Source organism: Micromonospora sp. NPDC053740, assembly GCF_040677775.1.
Taxonomy (GTDB): domain Bacteria; phylum Actinomycetota; class Actinomycetes; order Mycobacteriales; family Micromonosporaceae; genus Micromonospora; species Micromonospora alfalfae.
The window spans coordinates 220563-239813 of the sequence record NZ_JBFASO010000012.1 but is presented as its reverse complement, the minus strand read 5'-3'; the positions used below and the strand labels follow the sequence as shown (position 1 = coordinate 239813).

22 protein-coding genes and 1 pseudogene are annotated in these 19251 nt (G+C 71.3%); 10 read left to right on the top strand and 13 right to left on the bottom strand.

The genetic code is table 11. The features are described from left to right. The first annotated feature begins 5 nt into the window (after positions 1 to 5). Positions 6 to 1151 (top strand): site-2 protease family protein, encoded by a 1146-nt coding sequence (locus AB0K35_RS28685; RefSeq protein WP_238670107.1) that lies wholly within the window; start codon positions 6 to 8, stop codon positions 1149 to 1151. Here the strand turns inward: AB0K35_RS28685 and AB0K35_RS28680 are convergent. After that, on the bottom strand, positions 1136 to 2407 hold the full coding sequence (locus tag AB0K35_RS28680) for an FAD-binding protein (RefSeq protein WP_238670108.1): 1272 nt from the start codon (positions 2405 to 2407) through the stop codon (positions 1136 to 1138). The two genes, AB0K35_RS28685 and AB0K35_RS28680, sit on opposite strands and share 16 nt — an antisense overlap. Next, the gene (locus AB0K35_RS28675) at positions 2404 to 3126 is read right to left on the bottom strand and encodes a hypothetical protein (RefSeq protein ID WP_238670109.1); all 723 of its coding nucleotides are present in this window, start codon (positions 3124 to 3126) and stop codon (positions 2404 to 2406) included. The genes AB0K35_RS28680 and AB0K35_RS28675 overlap by 4 nt, the downstream gene beginning before the upstream one ends. 150 nt (positions 3127 to 3276) lie before the next feature. Between AB0K35_RS28675 and AB0K35_RS28670 the strand changes: the two genes are divergently transcribed. Further along, a complete protein-coding gene (locus AB0K35_RS28670) occupies positions 3277 to 3699 on the top strand; it encodes a hypothetical protein (RefSeq protein ID WP_238670110.1) in 423 nt (140 codons plus the stop codon). Positions 3700 to 3732: 33 nt separating this feature from the next. Here AB0K35_RS28670 and AB0K35_RS28665 read toward each other — a convergent pair whose 3' ends face one another. Continuing rightward, positions 3733 to 4662: an LLM class F420-dependent oxidoreductase gene (locus tag AB0K35_RS28665; protein ID WP_238670111.1), complete on the bottom strand. Its 930-nt coding sequence runs from the start codon at positions 4660 to 4662 to the stop codon at positions 3733 to 3735. Positions 4663 to 4760: 98 nt separating this feature from the next. On the opposite strand from AB0K35_RS28665, the gene AB0K35_RS28660 reads away from it, so the two are divergent. Together AB0K35_RS28660 and AB0K35_RS28655 are read left to right on the top strand one after the other, a co-directional pair. Then, entirely contained in the window at positions 4761 to 5072 is a 312-nt protein-coding gene (locus AB0K35_RS28660) for a metalloregulator ArsR/SmtB family transcription factor (protein ID WP_238670112.1), read from the top strand. Next, on the top strand, positions 5073 to 5603 hold the full coding sequence (locus tag AB0K35_RS28655; protein ID WP_363889287.1) for an SRPBCC family protein: 531 nt from the start codon (positions 5073 to 5075) through the stop codon (positions 5601 to 5603). 47 nt (positions 5604 to 5650) lie between these two features. Here AB0K35_RS28655 and AB0K35_RS28650 read toward each other — a convergent pair whose 3' ends face one another. From AB0K35_RS28650 to AB0K35_RS28630, 5 genes are all read right to left on the bottom strand, one after another. Then, entirely contained in the window at positions 5651 to 6688 is a 1038-nt protein-coding gene (locus tag AB0K35_RS28650; RefSeq protein WP_238670114.1) for a hypothetical protein, read from the bottom strand. Further along, complete coding sequence (locus AB0K35_RS28645) at positions 6688 to 6957, bottom strand: hypothetical protein (protein WP_124859437.1); 270 nt, start codon at positions 6955 to 6957, stop codon at positions 6688 to 6690. Before AB0K35_RS28645 ends, AB0K35_RS28650 begins: the two co-directional genes overlap by 1 nt. Before the next feature lie 443 nt (positions 6958 to 7400). Further along, positions 7401 to 8195 (bottom strand): methyltransferase domain-containing protein, encoded by a 795-nt coding sequence (locus tag AB0K35_RS28640; RefSeq protein WP_363889283.1) that lies wholly within the window; start codon positions 8193 to 8195, stop codon positions 7401 to 7403. A 41-nt stretch (positions 8196 to 8236) separates the two neighbouring features. Then, entirely contained in the window at positions 8237 to 8791 is a 555-nt protein-coding gene (locus AB0K35_RS28635; RefSeq protein ID WP_238670116.1) for a Uma2 family endonuclease, read from the bottom strand. A gap of 48 nt (positions 8792 to 8839) precedes the next feature. Beyond that, on the bottom strand, positions 8840 to 9859 hold the full coding sequence (locus tag AB0K35_RS28630) for an aldo/keto reductase (RefSeq protein WP_357361818.1): 1020 nt from the start codon (positions 9857 to 9859) through the stop codon (positions 8840 to 8842). A 146-nt stretch (positions 9860 to 10005) separates the two neighbouring features. Between AB0K35_RS28630 and AB0K35_RS28625 the strand changes: the two genes are divergently transcribed. From AB0K35_RS28625 to AB0K35_RS28610, 4 genes are all read left to right on the top strand, one after another. Then, the gene (locus tag AB0K35_RS28625) at positions 10006 to 10599 is read left to right on the top strand and encodes a TetR/AcrR family transcriptional regulator (protein ID WP_238670407.1); all 594 of its coding nucleotides are present in this window, start codon (positions 10006 to 10008) and stop codon (positions 10597 to 10599) included. A 10-nt stretch (positions 10600 to 10609) separates the two neighbouring features. After that, complete coding sequence (locus tag AB0K35_RS28620) at positions 10610 to 11083, top strand: GNAT family N-acetyltransferase (protein WP_363889279.1); 474 nt, start codon at positions 10610 to 10612, stop codon at positions 11081 to 11083. 9 nt (positions 11084 to 11092) lie between these two features. Beyond that, entirely contained in the window at positions 11093 to 11572 is a 480-nt protein-coding gene (locus AB0K35_RS28615) for a hypothetical protein (protein WP_238670119.1), read from the top strand. 73 nt (positions 11573 to 11645) lie between these two features. After that, on the top strand, positions 11646 to 12866 hold the full coding sequence (locus tag AB0K35_RS28610) for an MFS transporter (protein WP_363889276.1): 1221 nt from the start codon (positions 11646 to 11648) through the stop codon (positions 12864 to 12866). 6 nt (positions 12867 to 12872) lie between these two features. On the opposite strand, the gene AB0K35_RS28605 is transcribed toward AB0K35_RS28610, so the two are convergent. Next, the gene (locus AB0K35_RS28605; protein WP_363889273.1) at positions 12873 to 13007 is read right to left on the bottom strand and encodes a hypothetical protein; all 135 of its coding nucleotides are present in this window, start codon (positions 13005 to 13007) and stop codon (positions 12873 to 12875) included. Between the two features lie 98 nt (positions 13008 to 13105). Continuing rightward, positions 13106 to 13300: pseudogene (locus tag AB0K35_RS28600) on the bottom strand (HD domain-containing protein); the annotation flags it as partial. 399 nt (positions 13301 to 13699) lie between these two features. Here AB0K35_RS28600 and AB0K35_RS28595 point away from each other — a divergent pair. After that, positions 13700 to 14644 carry an RNA polymerase sigma-70 factor gene (locus AB0K35_RS28595; RefSeq protein WP_363889270.1) on the top strand — a complete coding sequence of 315 codons (945 nt, stop codon included), beginning with the start codon at positions 13700 to 13702 and terminating at the stop codon, positions 14642 to 14644. Positions 14645 to 14660: 16 nt separating this feature from the next. Here AB0K35_RS28595 and AB0K35_RS28590 read toward each other — a convergent pair whose 3' ends face one another. From AB0K35_RS28590 to AB0K35_RS28580, 3 genes are all read right to left on the bottom strand, one after another. After that, positions 14661 to 15335: a response regulator transcription factor gene (locus AB0K35_RS28590; protein ID WP_308193527.1), complete on the bottom strand. Its 675-nt coding sequence runs from the start codon at positions 15333 to 15335 to the stop codon at positions 14661 to 14663. Then, positions 15332 to 16453 carry a histidine kinase gene (locus AB0K35_RS28585; RefSeq protein WP_363889266.1) on the bottom strand — a complete coding sequence of 374 codons (1122 nt, stop codon included), beginning with the start codon at positions 16451 to 16453 and terminating at the stop codon, positions 15332 to 15334. The genes AB0K35_RS28590 and AB0K35_RS28585 overlap by 4 nt, the downstream gene beginning before the upstream one ends. Before the next feature lie 86 nt (positions 16454 to 16539). Further along, complete coding sequence (locus tag AB0K35_RS28580) at positions 16540 to 17127, bottom strand: hypothetical protein (protein WP_363889263.1); 588 nt, start codon at positions 17125 to 17127, stop codon at positions 16540 to 16542. A gap of 252 nt (positions 17128 to 17379) precedes the next feature. Here AB0K35_RS28580 and AB0K35_RS28575 point away from each other — a divergent pair, with 252 nt between their 5' ends. Then, complete coding sequence (locus tag AB0K35_RS28575; RefSeq protein ID WP_363889260.1) at positions 17380 to 18567, top strand: FAD-dependent oxidoreductase; 1188 nt, start codon at positions 17380 to 17382, stop codon at positions 18565 to 18567. Positions 18568 to 19251 lie beyond the last annotated feature (684 nt).

Below are 19251 nucleotides of genomic sequence, written 5' to 3'. Positions count from 1 at the left end.
CTGGGATGAGGGCCAGTTTCCGGCTTGGCCGGGTCGCGGGAGTGCCGGTCGGCGTCAACTGGAGCGTGCTGGTCATCTTCGCGTTGATCGCGTGGGGGTTGGCCGCGAACCAGTTCCCCCGTTCGTACCCCGACCGCTCGCCGGTGGCGTACACGCTTGCCGGGCTGGCCGCGGCGGTGGTCTTCTTCGTCGGCCTGCTCGCCCACGAGGTGTCGCACGCGGTGGTGGCCAAGCGCAACGGGCTGGAGGTCGACGGCATCACGCTGTGGCTGTTCGGCGGTGTGGCCGAGTTGCGGGGCGAGCCGCGTGACCCGGGCGCGGAGTTGCGGATAGCGGGCGTCGGCCCGCTCGTCAGCCTGTTGATCGGGGCGTTCTTCGGTGCCATCGCGGCGCTGCTCGCGCTGGCCGGGCAGGGCGGGCTGCTGTTCGGGGCGGTGGCCTGGCTGGCGGGGATCAACGTGCTGCTGGCCGTCTTCAACGTGCTGCCGGCCGCGCCCCTGGACGGTGGTCGGTTGCTGCGTGCCGCTGTCTGGAAGGCCACCGGTGACCGGACCCGAGCGTCAGTGGTCGCCGCCCGGGCCGGCTGGGTGCTGGGTGTGCTGCTGATCGGCCTGGGGTTGTGGCAGTTCCTGTCCGGGGTCGGTTTCGGTGGGCTCTGGTTGGCGCTGATCGGCTGGTTCCTGATCGGGGCGGCCGGGATGGAGGAGCGTCAGGCCCGCACCGGCAACGCGCTGCGCGGGATTCGGGTGGGCGATGTGATGACCCCGCAGCCGCAGACCGCCTCGGCGCAGATGACTGTCGCGGACTTCGTCGACCACTACCTGTTCGCGTACCGGCATTCGGCGCTGCCGCTGACCGAGGACGGCCGACCGACCGGCCTGGTCACCGTCGACCGGGTGCGGGGCGTGCCGCCGGAGCGGCGGGCGTCGACCACGCTGGCCGAGGTGGCCTGTCGAGCCGACGAACTGGTGCTGGCCCAGCCCGGTGAACAGCTCAACGACCTGCTCCCCCGACTCTCCGAGTGCGCCGACGGCCGCGCCCTCGTGGTGACCGAAAACGGCCACCTGACCGGGATCGTCTCCCCCAGCGACATCAGCCGCGCTGTCCAACGCAGCACCCTGGTTGGCCAGGGCGGTCAGCGGGGGAAGTAGCGGTCCAGGGCGTCGGTGTGGAACTTGGCCTTTGGGTCCAGGTTGGTCAGGAGGGCGGCGAAGTCGGCGTAGCGCGGGTAGCGGGCGGACAGCTCGGCCGGGTCGGTGACGAAGACCTTGCCCCAGTGTGGGCGGGGCGCGAAGGGCGCCAGCCGCTCCTCCACGGCGGCCACCACCGGCAGCACCGCAGCGGTGTCGTCGACCCAGGTGAAGTGCAGCACGAAGCTGTCCCGCCGGTAGTTCGGGCTGAGCCACAGCTCGTCGGCCGCCACCGTGCGCAGCTCGGACACCAGCAGCACCGGGGCGATCAGGTCCGCCAGGTCGTCCAGCGCGGCGAGCGCGTCGGCCGCCGCCGTCCGCGCGACGTGGTACTCGGACTGCAGTTCGTCGCCGCTGCTCGGGGTGAAGCCGAGCTTGAAGTGCGGCAGCCGCTCGTGCCACGGGCCCGGCTCGCCGAGCTGCGGGGTGCAGTTCTCCGCCGGCATCCCGAGCACCGGGTGCCGGGGCTGGTCGGCGGCTGTGGTGCCCAGCCAGTCCGCAGGGGGTGGCGGCTGGTCGGCCAACTGCTTGCGCCACACCTCGCGCAGCCGGGGCTCACGGAAGTCGGTGAAGACACTCACGCTGTACGCCGAGCCGAGTGCCTCGTCCAACGCCGTCCGGTCCAGGTCGAGGCGTACGTACTGGCGCAGCGCGAAGGTCGGCACGACGTCCAGCGTGATCCGGGTGACCAGGCCGAGCGCGCCGAGCCCGACCACCATGCCGGCGAACGTGTCGGTGCCGCGGTCGACCCGGAGCAGATCGCCGTCGGCGGTGACCAGTTCCAGGCCGGCGACCGCGCTGGCCAGGTTGCCGTGGGTCTGGCCGGAGCCGTGGGTGGCGGTGGCCACCGCGCCGGCCACCGAGATGTGCGGCAGTGAGGCGAGGTTCGCCACCGCGTACCCCTGGGTGTGCAGTTGTCGGGCGACGTCGCCGTAGCGCAGCGCGCCGCTCACTGTGACCTGCCCCCGCTCGTGGTCCACCTCGACGACCGGGGGCAAGCCGGCGAGGCTGACCAGGTCACCGTCGGTGTCGCCGAGACGGTTGAAGGAGTGCCCGCTGCCCACCGCCCGGATCCGGTTGCTGCCGGCGACGAGCCGCCGCAGTTCGTCGACTGAGGTGGGGCTGTGGAACGCCTTCGCGGCGTACTGCACGTTGCCGGCCCAGTTGCGGCGCGGAACGTCGGTGGCCGACGCGGCGTGCGATCCCTGCGCGGTCATGTGGCGGTCTCCCGATCGGTGCTCTGGTGGTCGGCCAACGCGGTGACGAGGGCGTCCAGAACGGTATCCGTCTGGAATGTGCTGTAACCACGTTGGGCGATCGGCAGACCGGCAGTGGTGGCGCGTTCGATCTCTCCCCGGGCCGCCTGCCGGGCTGACGTGTCCCCGGTCATCAGCGCGTCCTGGCCGCGTCGGATCAACCGGTCGACCCGGTCCATCTGGTAGCCACGCAGGCCGACCGTAAGCTCCGGTGCCTCGAAGGCGGCGCGGCGCACCGCGAGCAGGTCGACGAACCGGTCGCCGGCATAGCGGGTGAGCGCGGCCGACACCTGCTCGGGCTGCTCACGGACCTGGTCGAGGACGAGCAACTCGACTGCCGCTCGGCCGTCGAGCGGGTGGCGGGCGGTCACCAGCTCACGCGGCACACCCTGCACCGGCACCATCAGCAGTCGCGGCGGCTCCGGATGGCCGTCGCGCCGGGGCGGCTCGTCGAGGACCAGCACGTCCACCTCGGCCCACCCGATCTCCCGACGCAGGCCCGGCCGCCGGATGGTGAGCCCGTCCGCGTGGATCCCGAATCGGAACGGCCGCATCGCGCTGACCAGCGCCACCGCGCCGAGCGCGATCGCCCCCACCGCGATGATCGTCCGTAGCAGGGCGCCGTCGCTGGGATAGACCAACAGCAGCACTCCACCGAGTACGCACACCAGGGCGAGCACACGGGCCCCCCGATTCCGGCGCAGTTCCACGCTCGGACCCCCGTTTCATGACCGTGGCGTCGGTCCCGACATCTTCCGCCAGACCGGGCACCAGGGACACCGGTCGATCGGGCACGGTTGTTCTCGTCGTCGTCGGGGAACCCTACGCCCATGAGTAGCTACCGCGATCCGGCCGCACGAGGTGACGTCTTCCCCTCCGAGGAGGAGCTGGACCCCACCGGCACCGAGGTCGAGCAGGCCAGCGCGCCGCCGGCCGGCGGGTTTCCGAGCCACCCGTCGCCCACTCCCGGTCCTCGACCGACACCGGCACCGGCGCCCGCCCCGACGCCGGTGCCGGCACCCGGCCCGCCGCCGCGCGCCGGTGGCGCACAGTCGATCGTGACCCGTCACCTGGACGGCTCGGTGGAGGTGGTCACCGACCTCGACGGTGACGGCGTCGCCGACGTCGTCCAGATCGACGTGGACGGTGACGGGATCCCGGACATCACCTACGTGGACAGTGACCGCGACGGGCGGCTGGACACGGTGCTGGGCGACCCGAACGCGGTCGGGACGGGCACGCACCGCGCCTGACCGGCGGCGTCGTCCCACCGCCATCGGGCTGACTCAGAGCTTCGCCATCACCTCGCTGGCGACCAGCTCCAGGTGCTCCAGATCGCTGAGGTCCAGCACCTGGAGGTAGAGCCGCTCACTGCCGATCTCCGCGTACCGGCCGATGGTGTCCAGCACCTCAGCGGGCGTCCCGGCCAGACCGTTGGCGCGCAGCTCGTCCGGGTCCCGGCCGATGACGGCGGCCCGGCGGGCCACCTCGGCGTCGTCGCGTCCGCAGCAGAGCACCAGCGCGTTGGACCAGACCATCCCGGCCGGGTCCCGGCCGATCTCGACGCAGGCCGCGCGGACCCTGTCGAACTGCGCCGCAGTGTCCGGCACCGAGGCGAACGGCAGGTTGAACTCGTCCGCGTAGCGGGCGGCCAGCCGGGGCGTGCGCTTCGGGCCTGTCCCGCCGAGCAGGATCGGTGGACGCGGCTGCTGCACGGGCTTGGGCAGGGCGGGCGAGTCACGGACCGGGTAGTACCGGCCGTCGTGGTCGAACCGCTCCCCCGTAGGCGTGGCCCAGAGCCCGGTGATGACGGCGAGCTGCTCCTCCAGCCGGTCGAACCGCTCGGCCAGCGGCGGGAAGGGGATGCCGTACGCGCTGTGCTCCTCGGCGTACCAGCCGGTGCCGATGCCCAGCTCCACCCGGCCGCCGCTCATCTGGTCGACCTGCGCCACTGTGATCGCCAGCGGGCCGGGCAGCCGGAAGGTGGCGGCGGTCATCAGCGTGCCGAGCCGGATGCGGCTGGTCTCCCGGGCCAGGCCGGCGAGGGTGGTCCACGCGTCGGTGGGGCCGGGCTCACCGCTCACGTCGCCCATCATCAGGTAGTGGTCGGACCGGAAGAACGCGCCGTAGCCGGCGTCCTCCGCGCAGCGGGCGACGGTGAGCAACTGGTCGTAGCTGGCGCCCTGCTGGGGCTCGGTGAAGATCCGAAGTTCCATGATCCGAGCATAGGGAGCCGATCGGTGGTACCGCGTCGGGACGGCGGCTGTAGTCGTATGCTTTGACAGTCATATGACGGAGAAGGCATATTGGGCAGGTGTCCACCGACGCCTTCACGGTCCTCGCCGAGCCCACCCGGCGCCGGATCCTCGATCAGCTCCTCGACGCCGAACGCAGCGTCGGCGAGTTGGTCGACGGGCTCGGGGTCAGCCAGCCAGCCGTCTCCAAACACCTGCGGGTGCTTCGCGACGCCGGCTTCGTCACCTGCCGGACAGCAGCCCGACAGCGGATCTACCGCCTCGACCCCGGCCCGCTGCGGGACGTCGACGGCTGGCTCGACCCGTACCGACGGCTCTGGGCCCGACACCTTGACGCCCTGGAACGGCACCTCGACAGTCAGGAGCAGTGAATGGACCGCGACGCGTTCCGCCCGAGCCCACCCGCCGACGTGCGCGCCGAGCCCACCGACGCCGGCGCGACACTGGTCTTCGTCCGCGACCTGCGGCATCCGCCAGCCACCGTCTGGGCGGCACTGACCGACCCGGCCCAGCTCGCGCAGTGGGCGCCGTTCCTCGCCGACCGCGATCTCGGCAACGCCGGCGCGGCCGTGCTCACCCTCGTCGACGGCGAGACCACCCAGGAGGACCCGGCGACGGTACGCCGGGCCGAGCCGCCGCACCTGCTGGAGTACACCTGGGGCGACGACCTGCTGCGCTGGGAGCTGAGCCCGCTGGGCAGCGGCACCCGGCTCACCCTTCGGCACACAGTCGCCGACCGGGGCATGCTGCCGATGGTCGCGGCCGGCTGGCACCTCTGCCTCGACGTGGCCGACCGGCTGCTCGACGGCGCCCCGGTCGGCCCGATCCGCGGCGCGGAGGCCAAGGACCACGGCTGGCCCGAGCTGCGCGACGCGTACGCCGAACGGCTCGGTGAGGGCTGACCGGCGCGGTTCCGGCGGCCCCGGAGCCCGGAGCCGCCGGAACCCGGTCAGACGTACGGCCGCTTGGCGTACGCCTCGCGGAGCGCGGCCAACCCGACCGCCTTCGGCGTCAGGGTGCCCCACCCGGAGTTGAAGTAGTTGGTGCGCACGATCCGTGGCCCACGCTCGGCGTTGAGCTGGGCGATCGCCGCCGGCACTGTGGCGATCCAGGCCGCCTGGTCCGGGATCTCGGCCGACCTGACCCCCCATTCGGCGATGATCACCGGTCGGGACAGCGCCACCGGGCCGAGATCCGCGACCGCCCAGTCCTTGGTACGACGAAACCGGGCCAGCGCCGTGTGGCTGGCGTTGGTGCCGTACGCGTTCCACTGGAGATAGTCGAGGCGGGACATCAGCGACTCCGGGTGGGTGCGCTGGAAGCAGGCCCGGTCGAAGCCGCCCAGCCCCACCGAGAAGGTCGTCCCGGCCGGCAGCGTCCGTGCCTTGAACCACGTGACGATGTAGTTCATCGCCTGCACCGCCCGGGCGTCCGACTCGGCCCAGGTGTACGCCTTGCCGTTCTCGGTGGTGCCGAACTCGTGGTCGGTGTCCAACTCCGAGGCGAGCTGGATGTTCACCCCGAAGCCGAGCGTCCGGTACTGCGACAGTGCGCGGGCGAACAACCCGTCACACTGCCCCTTGAGCACCTGGTCGTACCCGTACGCCTTCGGCCAGGTCGTACCGGCTCGCTGCTGGATGGTCATCGATGGCGGCGGCACCGTGTAGGTGGCGCCGTCCACCGTGAAGCTCTGCGACCCCTGATTCTGGGTGCCGTAGTGCTTCAACTCCAGGACCATGTTCATCTGCACACCGGCCTTGCCCAGATTGACCAACCAGGGCCGGTTGTAGCCGGGGAAGATAAAGCCGTCGGCGAGGCTGCGGTACTGGGTGAGTGACCGGAAGTTGCCGCCGGCCATGTCGGCAGTCGGGTCGGCGCCGCCGGAGAGGTAGTAGCCGCCGAGCACGGGTTGGCCCAGGCTGTAGTCGGCGGCGGCCGTCGCGGTGTTGCCGGCGGCGTCGCGGACCTGGACGGTTACCCGGGGCATCACGCCACCGACCGATACACGGCCACGGAGCCGTTGTCGGAAACCCGGGTCCAGGTACGTCCGGAGTTGTCGGTGACGGTCACGGTGAGCGGGTCGATGACCGCCGTGACCTTGACCGGCGCGCTGCTGTTGCCCTGCGCGTCGGTGACCACGATGGTGACGGTCAGCGGTTTGGTGTCGGCGTCTGAGTAGGTGACGGTCAGCAGCATCTGGTCACCCGGCGCGAAGACGGATGCGTTCAAGGCTGCGGTTGCCGTGGGAGCGGCCATGTCGGGCCCTTTCTTGCTCGGTCGCCGGGTCTCGGCGCGCGGTCGAGCTACGCCGGACCCCGGCGGGGTCCACAGTGCGAAAGGCCGGCGGGGCACGGGGACGATAGGCACTACCGGCGGACGGCGCTGCCTGACTGCCTGTGGTGCAGACGTCCCTGTCCCGATGGGCGGAGGCACCGCTGCGGGCGCCCGCAGGGGTGTCGGTGACAGCCACGCCCTGTCGTACGCGCGATCGGCACGGCGGCTGTGCCGTGACCGCCACGGCTTCGAGGCCGGGCTGGGTGAGGGCGGCACCGGTGCGGACGATGTTGTCCCCACCGGGCCGGAGGATCGGGATGTGGCCCGCCACCCGTCTACCTCCACCTGCCCCAAGGGTGCTCTACCAGGGGCTTTACCGTCTTGTCCGAATTGCGACAAGGGCCCGGAAGGGTGCGGCGCGACGGTTACTCGGGCGGCGTCCCGCGCACGGCCCAGGCCCGCGCGGTGAGCCGGATCGACCCGTCCGGCTCGACCGGCAGCCGCGTGGCCAGCGACTCGCGCAGCGCGGCCCGGTCGGATTCGGCCAACGTCGCGACGTACCCCGGCGCCGACCCCTGACCGCCGAGGAACGGCGTCCAGTAGTCGGCGAAGTCGGTGAAGGTCGTCGGTACGTCGACCGGCCAGACCGACACGTCCCGCAATCCGGCCCGCTCCCACAGCGTGCGGAGCGTGTCGGGCTGGCCCACAGTGGTGCGTCTGCCCTCGTCCCGCTCGATCGAGGTCGGGTCGAGCTGTGCGGCGGCGGCCCAGAAGTGCCGCATCATCGCCATCCCCTCGGCGTAGTCCCACACGTAGGCGGCCACCACCCCGGCCGGCCGGACCACCCGGGCGAACTCCGCCACCGCCCGCGCGGGCTCCGGCACGAAGTTGAGCGTCAATCCGCTGACCACCACGTCCGCGACGCGATCGGGCAGCGGCAGCGCCCGGGCGTCACCGACCTGGAAGGCCGCCCGGGGGTCGGTGACCCGGGTACGCGCGACCGCGACGAAACCCTCCGACGGGTCGATGCCGGTTATCTCGGCCGGATCGTTGTGGGTGAGGATCGTCGAGGTCAGCGCTCCGGTGCCGCTGCCCACGTCGAGCCAGTGCCGCCCCGGCGCAACGGCCAACCCGCGCAGGAAGTCCACAGCGACCAGGCGGCTCCACCGACCCACGTACGCCTCGTACGCGTCACCGTTCGCCCACACCGGCTGCACCATCCCGGAACGATACGACAGGCCGGGGCTGCCGATGCCGGCGTTCAGTCGAGATGGTCGGCGGGGGCGGTCTGGAGCAGCCAGGCCAGCGGCATCCGTGCCTGCGCCTCGTAGGTGCCATCCCCGTTCAGCCGGTGCAGGGTGACCGTCTGCGCGGCGTCCCGATCGACCACCCAGTACTGCGGGATCCCCGCCGACGCGTACTCCCGGACCTTGGTCACCGAGTCCATCGCCTCGGAGCCCGGCGAGACGATCTCCACGACGAGTACGACGTCGGTGACCGTGGCCCAGACGCTGCGGGAGGGCGGCTTACGCCAGACACTCACATCAGGGATACGACCACCGTCACCGTCCGGTCCGGAGATGCGCACACCGACTGCCTGAAGCACCTGCTCGGCGGGCCACCCCGCCACGATCAGCCAGGCGAAGAGGCGACTAGCGATCATGGCGTGTTCCGAATCTGGCGGCGGCATGACCGACAGGACCCCCTCGGGGCTGGTCTCGTAGCGGTGACCGTTCGGATCGGCAGCGTTCATCGCCGCCACGTCGTCGAGCGTCACAACGGCTGGCATGTGCATGCCGACAGCCTCAGCGCTCATGGGTCTCATCCTAGGGGACCACTGGCGCCGACCACCGCACCCGAAGGCTCAGCGACGCCGCCGCGCCGGGTCGAGCAGGGCGGGCGGGGTGTCGAACTTCTCGTCGGCGGCAAGATCGACCCCCGGTGCGACGATGGCGTCGATCGCGTCCAGCACGTCGGCCGGGAGCACGGTGTCCGCGGCGGCGAGTTGGGCGTGCAGGTGGTCGATGGTGCGGGGGCCGATGATCGCGCTGGTCACGGCCGGGTGCGCGGTGACGAACCCGAGTGCGAGTTGGATCAGGGTGAGCCCCGCCTCGTCGGCGACGGTGGCCAGCCGCTCGACGGCGTCGAGCCGGGCCTGGTTGGCCGGGACGCTGAGGTCGAAGCGGGCGGGCAGGATCGCTGAGCGGCTGGTGGTGATCTCCCGGCCGGCGCGGATCGCGCCGGAGAGCCAGCCCGAGGCGAGCGGACTCCAGGCCAGCACGCCCAGCCCGTACTGCTCGGTCACTGGCAGGACGTGGGCCTCGATCCCTCGTTGCAGGATCGAGTAGCTGGGCTGCTCCGTGACGTACCGGCTCAGGTGGTGCTCCCGCGCGGCCCACTCGGCCTGCACGATGCGGTACGCGGGGAAGGTCGAGGAACCGAAGTAGCGGATCTTTCCCGCCCGTTGCAGGTCGGTCAGCGCCGACAGGGTCTCCTCGTCGCTGGTGGTCGGGTCCCACCGGTGGATCTGGTAGAGGTCGACGTGGTCGACGCCGAGACGGCGCAGGCTGTTGTCCAACTCGGTGACCAGCCAGCGGCGCGAGCTGCCCCGCTGATTGCGCTCGTCGCCCATCGGCATGCCGGCCTTCGTGGCCAGCACGATGTCGTCGCGACGGCCGGCGATGGCAGTGCCGACCATCTGCTCGGACTCGCCCTGGCTGTACATGTCGGCGGTGTCGATCAGGTTGATTCCGGCCTCCAGCGCGGCGTCGACGATCGCCGTCGCCTCGCGCTGGCTGGTGTGTCCCAGCTTGCCGAAGTTCATCGCGCCGAGCACGAGGGTGCTGACCTGGACGCCGGTGCGCCCCAGGGTGCGGTACTGCATGGCTGTTCCTCCACTGAAGGGTGATGTGGCGCTGGCCCACAGGCTCTGGCATCCTGAACAAGTGGAACCATGTTCCGCTAAGAACAATACGGAACAGCGTTCCGTTTGCCAAGGCGAGTGACGGGGGTAACGGCGCGGTGGCCGACATCGACAGCGGATCAGGACGGCCGAGCCCGCGGAAGCGGGCCGACGCCCGGCGCAACGAAGCGACGCTGCTGGACGCCGCCGCCGCGGCCTTCGTCAGCGCGGGCGTGGACGCGCCGGTACGCGACATCGCCGCCAGGGCCGGCGTCGGTGTGGGCACCATCTACCGCCACTTCCCGACCCGCGCCGACCTCATCGTCGCCGTCTACCGGCACCAGGTCGAGGCATGCGCGCAGGCCGGCCCGACACTGCTGGCCGACAGCGACACACCGCATGCCGCACTCGCGCAATGGATCAACCTCTTCGTCGACTTCCTGGTCACGAAGCACGGCCTCGCCGAGGCGCTGCAGTCCGACAACGCGGCCTTCGAGACGCTGCACGCCTACTTCCTGGACCGCCTCGTGCCGGTGTGCGCCCAACTGCTAGACGCCGCTGCCGCAGCGGGCGAGATCCGCCCCGACGTGACAGCCTTCGAGTTGCTGCGCGGTGTCGGCAATCTCTGCATCGGCGCTGGTCAACCCCGCTACGACGCGCGTCGCATGGTCGAACTCCTCGTCGCGGGGCTGCGCCAACGCCAGAGCGCCGGGCCGCGCTAACTTATTGATCATGAAGGACTGGGAGCTTCGGCCTGCCTCGGCGGCGGACGTCGAGGCGGTGGCCGAGTTGCGGGCGGTGGTGCTGCGGGCCGATCTGGAGCGGCTCGGGCGGTACGACGAACAGCGGGTGCGGCAGCGCCTGCGGGACGGTTTCGCACCGGCGTACAGCTGGGTCGTCGAGGTGGGCGGCGCGTTCGCCGGCTGCGTGGCGCTGCGGCCCGACGCGGACGCCCACTGGCTGGAGCACTTCTACCTGGCCCCGCGGCTACAGGGCAGCGGCATCGGCACGGCGGTGCTGCGCGAGCTGCTGGAGCGGTGCGACAGCGCCGGCACGCCGGTGCGGCTGAACGTGCTGCGGGGCAGCCGGGCCCGAAGGCTGTACGAGCGGCACGGTTTCGCAGTCGACACCGAGGATCCGGTGGACGTGTTCATGGTCCGCGCTCCCAGGACGATCACCGCCGAGGACCGGCCAGTGTCAATGTAACGTTGACAGATGACGTCGGGGCTGGCTCGGTTGGCGGAGGTCCGCGCTGCCCGCGCCCGCCTGGACGAGCAGGAGCTGGAGATCATCGACCGCGCGCGCCACGACGGTGCGACGTGGGCCCAGATCGCGACCGCCCTCGGCCTCGGCAGCCGGCAGGCCGCCGAGCAACGTCGACAACGACTGGTGGCGGCGCGGTGGTCGCGGCGGCAGCAGCTCGACCTGCGGATGCCTGCGCAGATCGCGGCGTTGCGGGCGGCGGTGGCCGATCTCGGCCGGTGGATCGGCGCCGATCAGCGGTGGGACAGCCGATTTCGTCGGGCTGCGCTCGTCCGGAGCACGGTGGACGCCGCCTTGGACGCCGCCCCGGGCTCGCTGCACGCGTTGGCAGTGCTCCTCGCCACCGATCTCGCCGAAGCGGGTGAGCGACTGCCAGCGCCCGCCCGGAGCGCCGCAACGAAGATCAACCTCGCCCTGTCAATGGATCGTTGACATTACACAGCGGCATTGCCTGCACATCGCTCAAGCTTGAGGATGAGTCACCTCGACTCAACTCGGAGTGCTCATGCGTCGCAACGCCTGCCTGTTCGTGGCGATCTCCCTGCTGTCCGGCTTCGGCAGCAGCGCCATGTCCCTGGTCGCCGGCATCTGGATCCTGGACCTCACCGGCTCCACCAGCCTCGCCGCCCTCGCCGGGCTCTGCGTCTACGCCCCGGTGCTCGCCGGCCCGTGGCTGGGCGGTCTGCTCGACCGGGCACCCCGGCGACCGCTGGTCATCGCCGTCAACCTCGTGCTGGCAGCCTCCCTGCTGGCGCTCCTCGCGGTGCGCGGGGCGGGGCAGACCTGGCTCATCTTCGCCGTCTCGTGCGCCTACGGCGTCAGCTACGTGCTGATCGACGCCGGCGAGACGGCGCTGCTGCCGTCGGCACTCGCGCCAGCCGAACTCGGCGACGTCAACGGGTGGCGCTCCAGCGCGCAGGAGGGCATGAAGCTCGTCGCTCCCCTGGCCGGGGCCGGCCTCTACGCGTGGCGGGGCGGCCACGCTGCCGCCGCCCTCAGTGCGGCAATGCCGGTCCTGGTCGCCACCCTGTACGCGCTCCTTCGCCTGGACCGGACGCCCACCGACCGGCCCACCGAACGTGGCGACGGGCCGCGTACCGGATTGGTGGTCCTGTTCGGACAGCGAGCGACCCGACTGCCGGTCGTGCTCGCCGCGGTGTCGATCGCCATGTCCGGCCTTACGACCGCGGGAATCTACGCGATCGTCGTCACCGAGCTGCGCCTGCCGACGACGTTCCTGGGTGTGCTGGCCAGCGCGCAGGGCGCCGGTTCCATTCTCGGTGGCCTGATCGTCGGCCGGCTCATCGCGGCGAGAGGTCCCGGTGCCGTCGGTGTCGCCGGGACGGCGCTGTTCGCGATCGGCTGCCTGGCGCGCTGCCTGCCGTGGTGGCCGGCCACCGTCGTCGGGGCGATGGTGGCCGGCGTCGGGCTGCCCTGGACCCTGGTCGCGGCGGTGACCGCCGTGCAGACCCACACGCCGTCGGCGCTGCTGGGCCGGGTCTCCGCAACGGCCAACACCGCGATGTTCGGACCACTCGTCGTCGCGATCCCGCTCGGCTCCGCGGCCGTCCACCTCGGCGCCCGCCCGCCGCTCATGGCCGCCGCGGCGATCTGCCTGACCGCCGTGGTGGTGGCCACGATCCGCCGCCGGTCGACGCCACCCGACGAAACTCCTACCGCTTCCACACCACGCCGAACGGCGGGAACGGGTCCGGCGAGCCGCTGACCGGTGTCAGCCGCGGACCGGATGGGTCGCCTGGAAGGCGAGTCGACGGTCCGCGTCGGCGGCGATCCGGTCGAGGATGTCATCCAGGTCGAGGAAGACCGACCAGCGCTCGCGGCCGGTGGCGTCGGCAAGCCGGTCCACGAGCAGCTCTTCCAGTCGGTGACCCGCTTTCCCTTCCACACCTTGTCGGCCACGCTGACCAGCAGGTCGTCAACGCCGATGCCGTCCCGGTGCCAGGACGCGTGGTCGCGCGCGAAGCGGGCCGAGGCCTCGGCGACGCCGTGCTGAAGCAGCAACTCGTAACCGGCGGGCTCGTGCGCGGACCCGGGCCCGGACAACTCCTCCGGATGCCGGACCTTGCCGATGTCGTGGGTGGCGGCGCCGAAGAGCACCGCCTCGCTGTCGAACGGGAGTTGCGGGAACCGGTTCGCCATCGCGTCGGTGAGCTGCGCGGCCACGTCGTGCACGGCCCGCAGGTGCGCGGCGAGGCGCGGCGGCGCGTGCAGGGCCTCCAGTAGGGCGACGGCCTGGTCGGGCAGGGGCCGTAGCGGCGGGTCCGCGGGTGCGGTGAGGGCACGGCGCAACAAATCGGACGTCACCGCGGCAAGGGTACGACCAACCGCCGTGCGATCCGTTGATCAAGTGATGAAAAATAGGTCAGGAACGGCGCTCAAAGCTACTTTTCATCACTTGATCATGGTGCGAGCGGTGGGACGGGTTGACCCCGGCCCGGTGTCCCGGCAGCCCACACCCGGCGGCCGGGGCGGTCACAGCCGCGGCCGGTGTGACGGGCACCGGGACGGCGCCGCGACACTCGTGGATAGTGTCTAGTCATGCCGCTCAGTCCGGACGAGGTCGAGGTGTTCGAGCACTCCAGGGCCCGCCTGGAGGCGATCGCCTACCGCCTGCTGGGTTCGGCCAGCGACGCGGAGGACGCCGTCCAGGACACCTTTCTCCGCTGGCAGGGCGCGGACCGGCAACACGTCGAGACGCCCGAGGCGTGGCTGACGAAGGTCCTCACCAACGTCTGCCTCAACCAGTTGACCTCGGCACGGGCCAGGCGGGAGACCTATGTGGGCACGTGGCTGCCCGAACCGGTCCTCGCCGGGGACCGGATGCTCGGTCCGCTCGACACCGCCGAGCAGCGCGAGTCGGTCTCGATGGCGGTGCTCACCCTGCTGGAGCGGTTGTCGCCGAACGAACGCGCGGTGTACGTGCTGCGGGAGGCCTTCGGCTACTCGCACGGTGAGATCGCCGAGATCCTCGGCATCACCGAGTCGAACTGCCAGCAGACCTACCGGCGTGCCAAGCAGCACGTCACCGCCGAACGGGCCCGCGCGGAGGTCGACCGGGCCACCGCCCGGAAGATCGTCGCGGAGTTCCTCACTGCGGCCAACAACGGCGAGATCCAGCGGCTGGTGGAGTTGCTGACCGACAACGCGACGAGCACCGCCGACGGCGGCGGCAAGATCCCGGCCCGGGCCGCGCCGATCGTCGGCGCGCTGGCGGTGGCGAAGTTCCTGCGTGGCCTGTTCAGGCCCGCCGACGTCAAACGGGACCTGGTCGGTGGCAGCCCGGCCATGTACGTCACCACCGCCAACGGCGCTCCGGCGGTGGTGGTCGTGATCGACGACCGGGTCATCGGCGTGATGTCGCTGGAGGTGACGCCCGAGGGTGTCACGGCCATCCACAACCAGGTCAACCCCGACAAGCTCGTCCGCGCCACCCGGCAGTGGTCCGCCTCGGAGCACGAGGAGCCCACCCTGCACGTGTGGTGACCTGCGGTGACGCCGCTCAGTTCTCGCCGGCGGTGATCAGGCCGGTCTCGTACGCGCAGATCACTGCCTGGGTGCGGTCGCGGAGGCCGAGTTTGGTCAGCACGTTGCTGACGTGGGTCTTCACCGTGTGCTCGCTGACCACCAGGGTCTGGGCGATCTCCGCATTGGCCAGGCCGCGGCCCAGCAGGTGCAGGGTCTCCCGTTCGCGGGTGGTGAGCACGTTGAGGCGGGCGTCGGGCGCGGCGGCCGACCGGGGCGGCCCGGGTCGGTGGCGGCCGGTGATGTCCGAGATGATCTGCCGGGTCACCGACGGAGCCAGCAGCGAGTCGCCGGCGGCCACGACACGTACCGCGTGGACGAGGTCGTCGCGGCGTACGTCCTTGAGCAGGAATCCGCTGGCGCCGGCGTAGAGCGCCTCGTAGATGTAGTCGTCCTGGTCGAAGGTGGTCAGCATGATCACCCGACTGGCGCTCTCCGCGCAGATGCGGCGGGCGGCCTCGATACCGTCCATCGTCGGCATGCGAATGTCCAGGAGCGCCACCTGCGGCTGGTGCTCCCGGACGGCGGCCACGGCCGCGGCACCGTCACCGACGTCGGCGACGACTGTGATGTCCGGCTGGGCGTCGAGGATCATGGAGAATCCGCTGCGGACAAGCTCCTGATCGTCTGCGATCACCACCCGAATCGTCACGCTGGGAACGGTAGCCGAGCCTCGACTGTGAACCCGCGTCCACCTGTCACCGGTTCGGCCCTCGCCGTACCGCCGCAGGCGATCGCGCGTTCCCGGATGCCGACGAGGCCGTGCCCGCCGCCCGGGCCGCCGGTTCCGGCGCCATCGTCGGTCACCGTGACAGTGAGGGCATCGGGCGACCAGCCCAGGTGTACGTCGACGGTGCTGGCCGCCGCGTGCTTGACCGCGTTGGTGAGGGCCTCCTGCACGATCCGGTACGCGGCCAACTCCACGTCGGCCGAGACCGGGCGCGGCTCGCCGGTCACCCGCAGGCCGGCCACCGGTACACGGTCGATCAGCGACCGCAGTTGGGCCAGGGTGGGCTGCGGGCTGCGGGGACCGGGCTCGTTGCGCAGCAGGCCGAGCATGCCGCGCAGCTGCACCATGGCGTCGCGGCCGGCGGCGGCGATCGCGTCGAACGCCGCCTCGGCCCGCTCCGGTGCGGTGCGTACGGCGACCGGCCCGGCCTCGGCCTGCACGATCATGAGGCTCACCGCGTGGGACAGCACGTCGTGCATCTCCCGAGCGATCCGGGCCCGCTCGCGTGTGGCGGCCCGATCGGCTTCGAACTCGCGCTCCCGCTCGGCCCGGAGCGCCCGGTCCTCAAGGGCTGTCGCGCGCTCCTGCCGGGCGGCGCTGAGCCGACCCAGCACGTACGCGGTGAAGAACACCAGGAAGGTGTAGAAGTACTCGCTGACGCGGTTGGAGTTGAACGCCACCCCTGCGGCCACCCCAGGGAAGGTCGCGCCGAGTGCCCACCAGCGCTGCTGGCGACCACCGAGCGCGGCGACGGTGTAGAGGGCGACCAGCCCGCCGTACGCGAGCGGCTGCCCCGGCGCATCCGCTGCCTTGCCCGCGATAGTGGCCAGTGCCACCACCAGCAGGACCGTGAGCGGCACCCGTCTGCGCCAGATCAGCGGGATCGCCGTACCGGCGGTCAGCAGGTAGGCCAACGGCCCTGGCTCACCACCCGGTCCGGGAAGCACGAACGGCACTGACACCGCGATCAGGACGAACACGGTGATCGCCGCGTCCACCAGGTACGGATTGGTGGTACGCACGAGGCGGGCAAGCGACATCGCGACAGTATTCACAGCCCCTGACCTCCTCCCCCACTGGCACCCGATCCCCCCGGTGGTGGGGGGATCGGTTCGGGACTCGCCGCTCAGGCGAGGGCGGGCACCGGCTGCGTCGGGGTGGCGGCGGCGCCCCGGGCCAGCGGGAGGAAGGAGACCAGCAGCAGGGCCGAGCCCAGCGGGATCAGGTCCTTGTCGATGAACGGCGTGGCGAGGTCGGCCAGCACAAGGATCGGCGTCCACAGCTTGACCCGGCGCTGCACGGCGAGCAGGACGACCAGCACGAGCTGGCCGAGGTAGAAGGCGTAGGGCCCGAAGTCGTAGGCCAGCTGTGCGATGCCGGGCACTGTGCGCACGTCGTGGATGATCATGCTCATGCCGTAGTTGTCGGTAGCCAGAAAGCCGGCGACGAGGTCGATCGAGAACTGGGTGATCAGCGCCAACGCCCCGAAGGTGCCGGCCGTGGCGCTCACCGTCGCGAGGGCCCGGCCGCCAGCCATGCGGCGCATCTGCCAGAACACCGAGATGAACGCGACGAGCGCGCCGAGGAACGCGAGGTGCCCGATGGTCCAGGCCGGGCCGGGACCACGAACACCGTCCAGGCCGTCGATCAGACGGACGATGCCGTAGCCCATGACCAGGACCGGGGCGGCGACGAATGCGGGGCGAAACTGCATTGTGGTGACTCCTTGGGAGGCGTTCACGTCGTGTGTTCGACGTGATTGAGCCTGCCGTTTCGCCGCCGCGCGGACATCGCTCCGCCCGGCGATCTTGCCGCCGTCCGGCACCTCCCCCGCACGCATGAGCTCCTCCCTCGCGCGAGCGAGTGAGATCGAAAGCTGGTGACCCAGGTCATAGCCGCGGCCTGTCAGGAATCGCGCCGCTGTCCGGTTCAGGAAGCGACCACCCACCGAGACAGGAGTGCCACCATGAAGCACCGCATCGTCGTCCTCGGAGCGGGGTACGCCGGAGCCATGGCCGCCGGGCGCCTCGCCAAGCGGCTGCACACCGACGACACCGAGATCACCCTCGTCAACGCCGACGCGGATTTCGTCGAGCGGGTCCGCATGCACCAACTCGCCACCGGACAGGACCTCAAACCACGTCCGCTGAGCGAGGTCTACGCCGGCACCGGCGTCAAGCCCCGACTGGCGCGGGTCACCGCCGTCGACGTCGACAGCCGGACCGTCGCGCTCGTCGACGACAACGGCACCGACGAGATCACCTACGACACGCTCGTCTACGCGCTCGGCAGCGTCACCGCCGACCATGGCGTCCCCGGGGTCGCCGAGCACGCGTACGACATCGCCGGCAGGCCCTCGGCGCTGCGGTTGCGCGACCGCCTCGCCCACCTCGCTGCCGGCGGGACCGTGCTCGTCGTCGGCGGCGGCCTCACCGGCCTCGAAGCGGTCACCGAGATCGCGGAGACCCGGCCGGACCTCGATGTCGCGCTCGCCGCCCGCGGCGGTCTCGGCGACTGGCTCAACGGCAAGGCGCAGCAGCACCTGCGTGGCGTCTGCGACCGGCTCGGCATCACAGTGCACGAGCACAGCGACATCGCGCGGGTCGAGGCGGACGGTGCTGTCACCCGCGACGGCCGGAAGATCCCGGCTCAGGTGACGGTGTGGACGACGGGCTTCGCCGTGCACCCGATCGCCGCCGCCACGACAGTGGCGGTCGCCGACACCGGGCAGATCATCGTCGACGACAGCATGCGGTCGGTCTCACACCCCGAGGTGTACGCGGTGGGCGACGCCGCGATCGCCGCAGGACCGGGCGGCAAGCCGCTGCGGATGTCCTGCGCCTCGGGCATCCCGATGGCCTGGCAGGCCGCCGACGCCATCGCCGCACGCCTGACCGGTCGGGCGAAGTTCCCGAAGGCCCCGCTGCGCTACTTCAACCAGTGCATCAGCCTCGGCCGCCGCGACGGCATCATCCAGTACGTGACCGCCGACGACCGGGCCAGGCCGGCCCTCCTCACCGGGAAGCTGGCGGCCCGCTACAAGGAGTTCGTCTGCATGGGCGCGGCCTGGAGCATCGCGCACCCGATCATGTACCCGGTCCGCCGCCACCGCGTCGTCCCGACCCGATCGGAGATCCGTGCAGCCGTCTCCTGAGCGGCGCATGGGCGGCCCCGGCGAGGCCGTTGAGTGATGCCGAGTAGTGCCTGCGGTTCGGCGGGCCGCGGTCCCGCTGGGAGCGGCCCGCCCGCATTCGCCTGAAGCCGACTACCAGCCGTGGCCCCAACCGGCTTGAGCTGGCGCGGCCATCCAGGTGACCGCCAGGATGGCTCCGAGGGCCGTTGCGTAGATAACACGACGGATTCGCATCAAGGTCTCCCTCTCAAAGGGTGTGCTGCCGATGAACAGACGACAGCGCTGACGGATTGTCGGGGCCCCAACGTGTCGGCGAGATTCGTCACCCAGTTGTGCTGGCCAGCGTCTGGGTGATTGGACATCAGCGTATTGACGCCAACTCGGCGTCCGCTACGGTCGATGCCTGTTCCGAACAGAGGCGTCCTGTCCGGGCTGCTCACGGGGCTGTCCGGAGTTGTTCGAGGCGCTCAGACCGGCTGCGTCTGCGCGACCAGGTGCACCAGCACCAGCGTCGAACAACTCGGCTGGCCCGCTGGTCGTCCACGTACCCGCGTCTTCCCAGTCGGCGAGCCGGTCGGGTGGCCGTTCTGCCTCGCTTGTCACCATGCGCTCCCGCAGGCCGCCTTCGCCACCAAGGCTGCCGATCCTCGAGGCCGACGTGGTGGCGGCGCGGCCGAGCCGTCCGGGAAACGGCTCGGCCCGCTT

Excerpts from the sequence above, each read along its gene's own strand:
- AB0K35_RS28645 (WP_124859437.1), bottom strand. The coding sequence starts at position 6,957 with ATGGCCGCTCCCACGGCAACCGCAGCCTTGAACGCATCCGTCTTCGCG.
- AB0K35_RS28665 (WP_238670111.1), bottom strand. The coding sequence starts at position 4,662 with ATGGAACTTCGGATCTTCACCGAGCCCCAGCAGGGCGCCAGCTACGAC.
- AB0K35_RS28650 (WP_238670114.1), bottom strand. The coding sequence starts at position 6,688 with ATGCCCCGGGTAACCGTCCAGGTCCGCGACGCCGCCGGCAACACCGCG.
- AB0K35_RS28670 (WP_238670110.1), top strand. The coding sequence starts at position 3,277 with ATGAGTAGCTACCGCGATCCGGCCGCACGAGGTGACGTCTTCCCCTCC.
- AB0K35_RS28635 (WP_238670116.1), bottom strand. The coding sequence starts at position 8,791 with ATGAGCGCTGAGGCTGTCGGCATGCACATGCCAGCCGTTGTGACGCTC.
- AB0K35_RS28630 (WP_357361818.1), bottom strand. The coding sequence starts at position 9,859 with ATGCAGTACCGCACCCTGGGGCGCACCGGCGTCCAGGTCAGCACCCTC.
- AB0K35_RS28585 (WP_363889266.1), bottom strand. The coding sequence starts at position 16,453 with ATGTCGCTTGCCCGCCTCGTGCGTACCACCAATCCGTACCTGGTGGAC.
- AB0K35_RS28575 (WP_363889260.1), top strand. The coding sequence starts at position 17,380 with ATGAAGCACCGCATCGTCGTCCTCGGAGCGGGGTACGCCGGAGCCATG.
- AB0K35_RS28680 (WP_238670108.1), bottom strand. The coding sequence starts at position 2,407 with ATGACCGCGCAGGGATCGCACGCCGCGTCGGCCACCGACGTTCCGCGC.
- AB0K35_RS28615 (WP_238670119.1), top strand. The coding sequence starts at position 11,093 with ATGACGTCGGGGCTGGCTCGGTTGGCGGAGGTCCGCGCTGCCCGCGCC.
- AB0K35_RS28685 (WP_238670107.1), top strand. The coding sequence starts at position 6 with ATGAGGGCCAGTTTCCGGCTTGGCCGGGTCGCGGGAGTGCCGGTCGGC.
- AB0K35_RS28610 (WP_363889276.1), top strand. The coding sequence starts at position 11,646 with ATGCGTCGCAACGCCTGCCTGTTCGTGGCGATCTCCCTGCTGTCCGGC.
- AB0K35_RS28655 (WP_363889287.1), top strand. The coding sequence starts at position 5,073 with ATGGACCGCGACGCGTTCCGCCCGAGCCCACCCGCCGACGTGCGCGCC.
- AB0K35_RS28595 (WP_363889270.1), top strand. The coding sequence starts at position 13,700 with ATGCCGCTCAGTCCGGACGAGGTCGAGGTGTTCGAGCACTCCAGGGCC.
- AB0K35_RS28640 (WP_363889283.1), bottom strand. The coding sequence starts at position 8,195 with ATGGTGCAGCCGGTGTGGGCGAACGGTGACGCGTACGAGGCGTACGTG.
- AB0K35_RS28580 (WP_363889263.1), bottom strand. The coding sequence starts at position 17,127 with ATGCAGTTTCGCCCCGCATTCGTCGCCGCCCCGGTCCTGGTCATGGGC.
- AB0K35_RS28620 (WP_363889279.1), top strand. The coding sequence starts at position 10,610 with ATGAAGGACTGGGAGCTTCGGCCTGCCTCGGCGGCGGACGTCGAGGCG.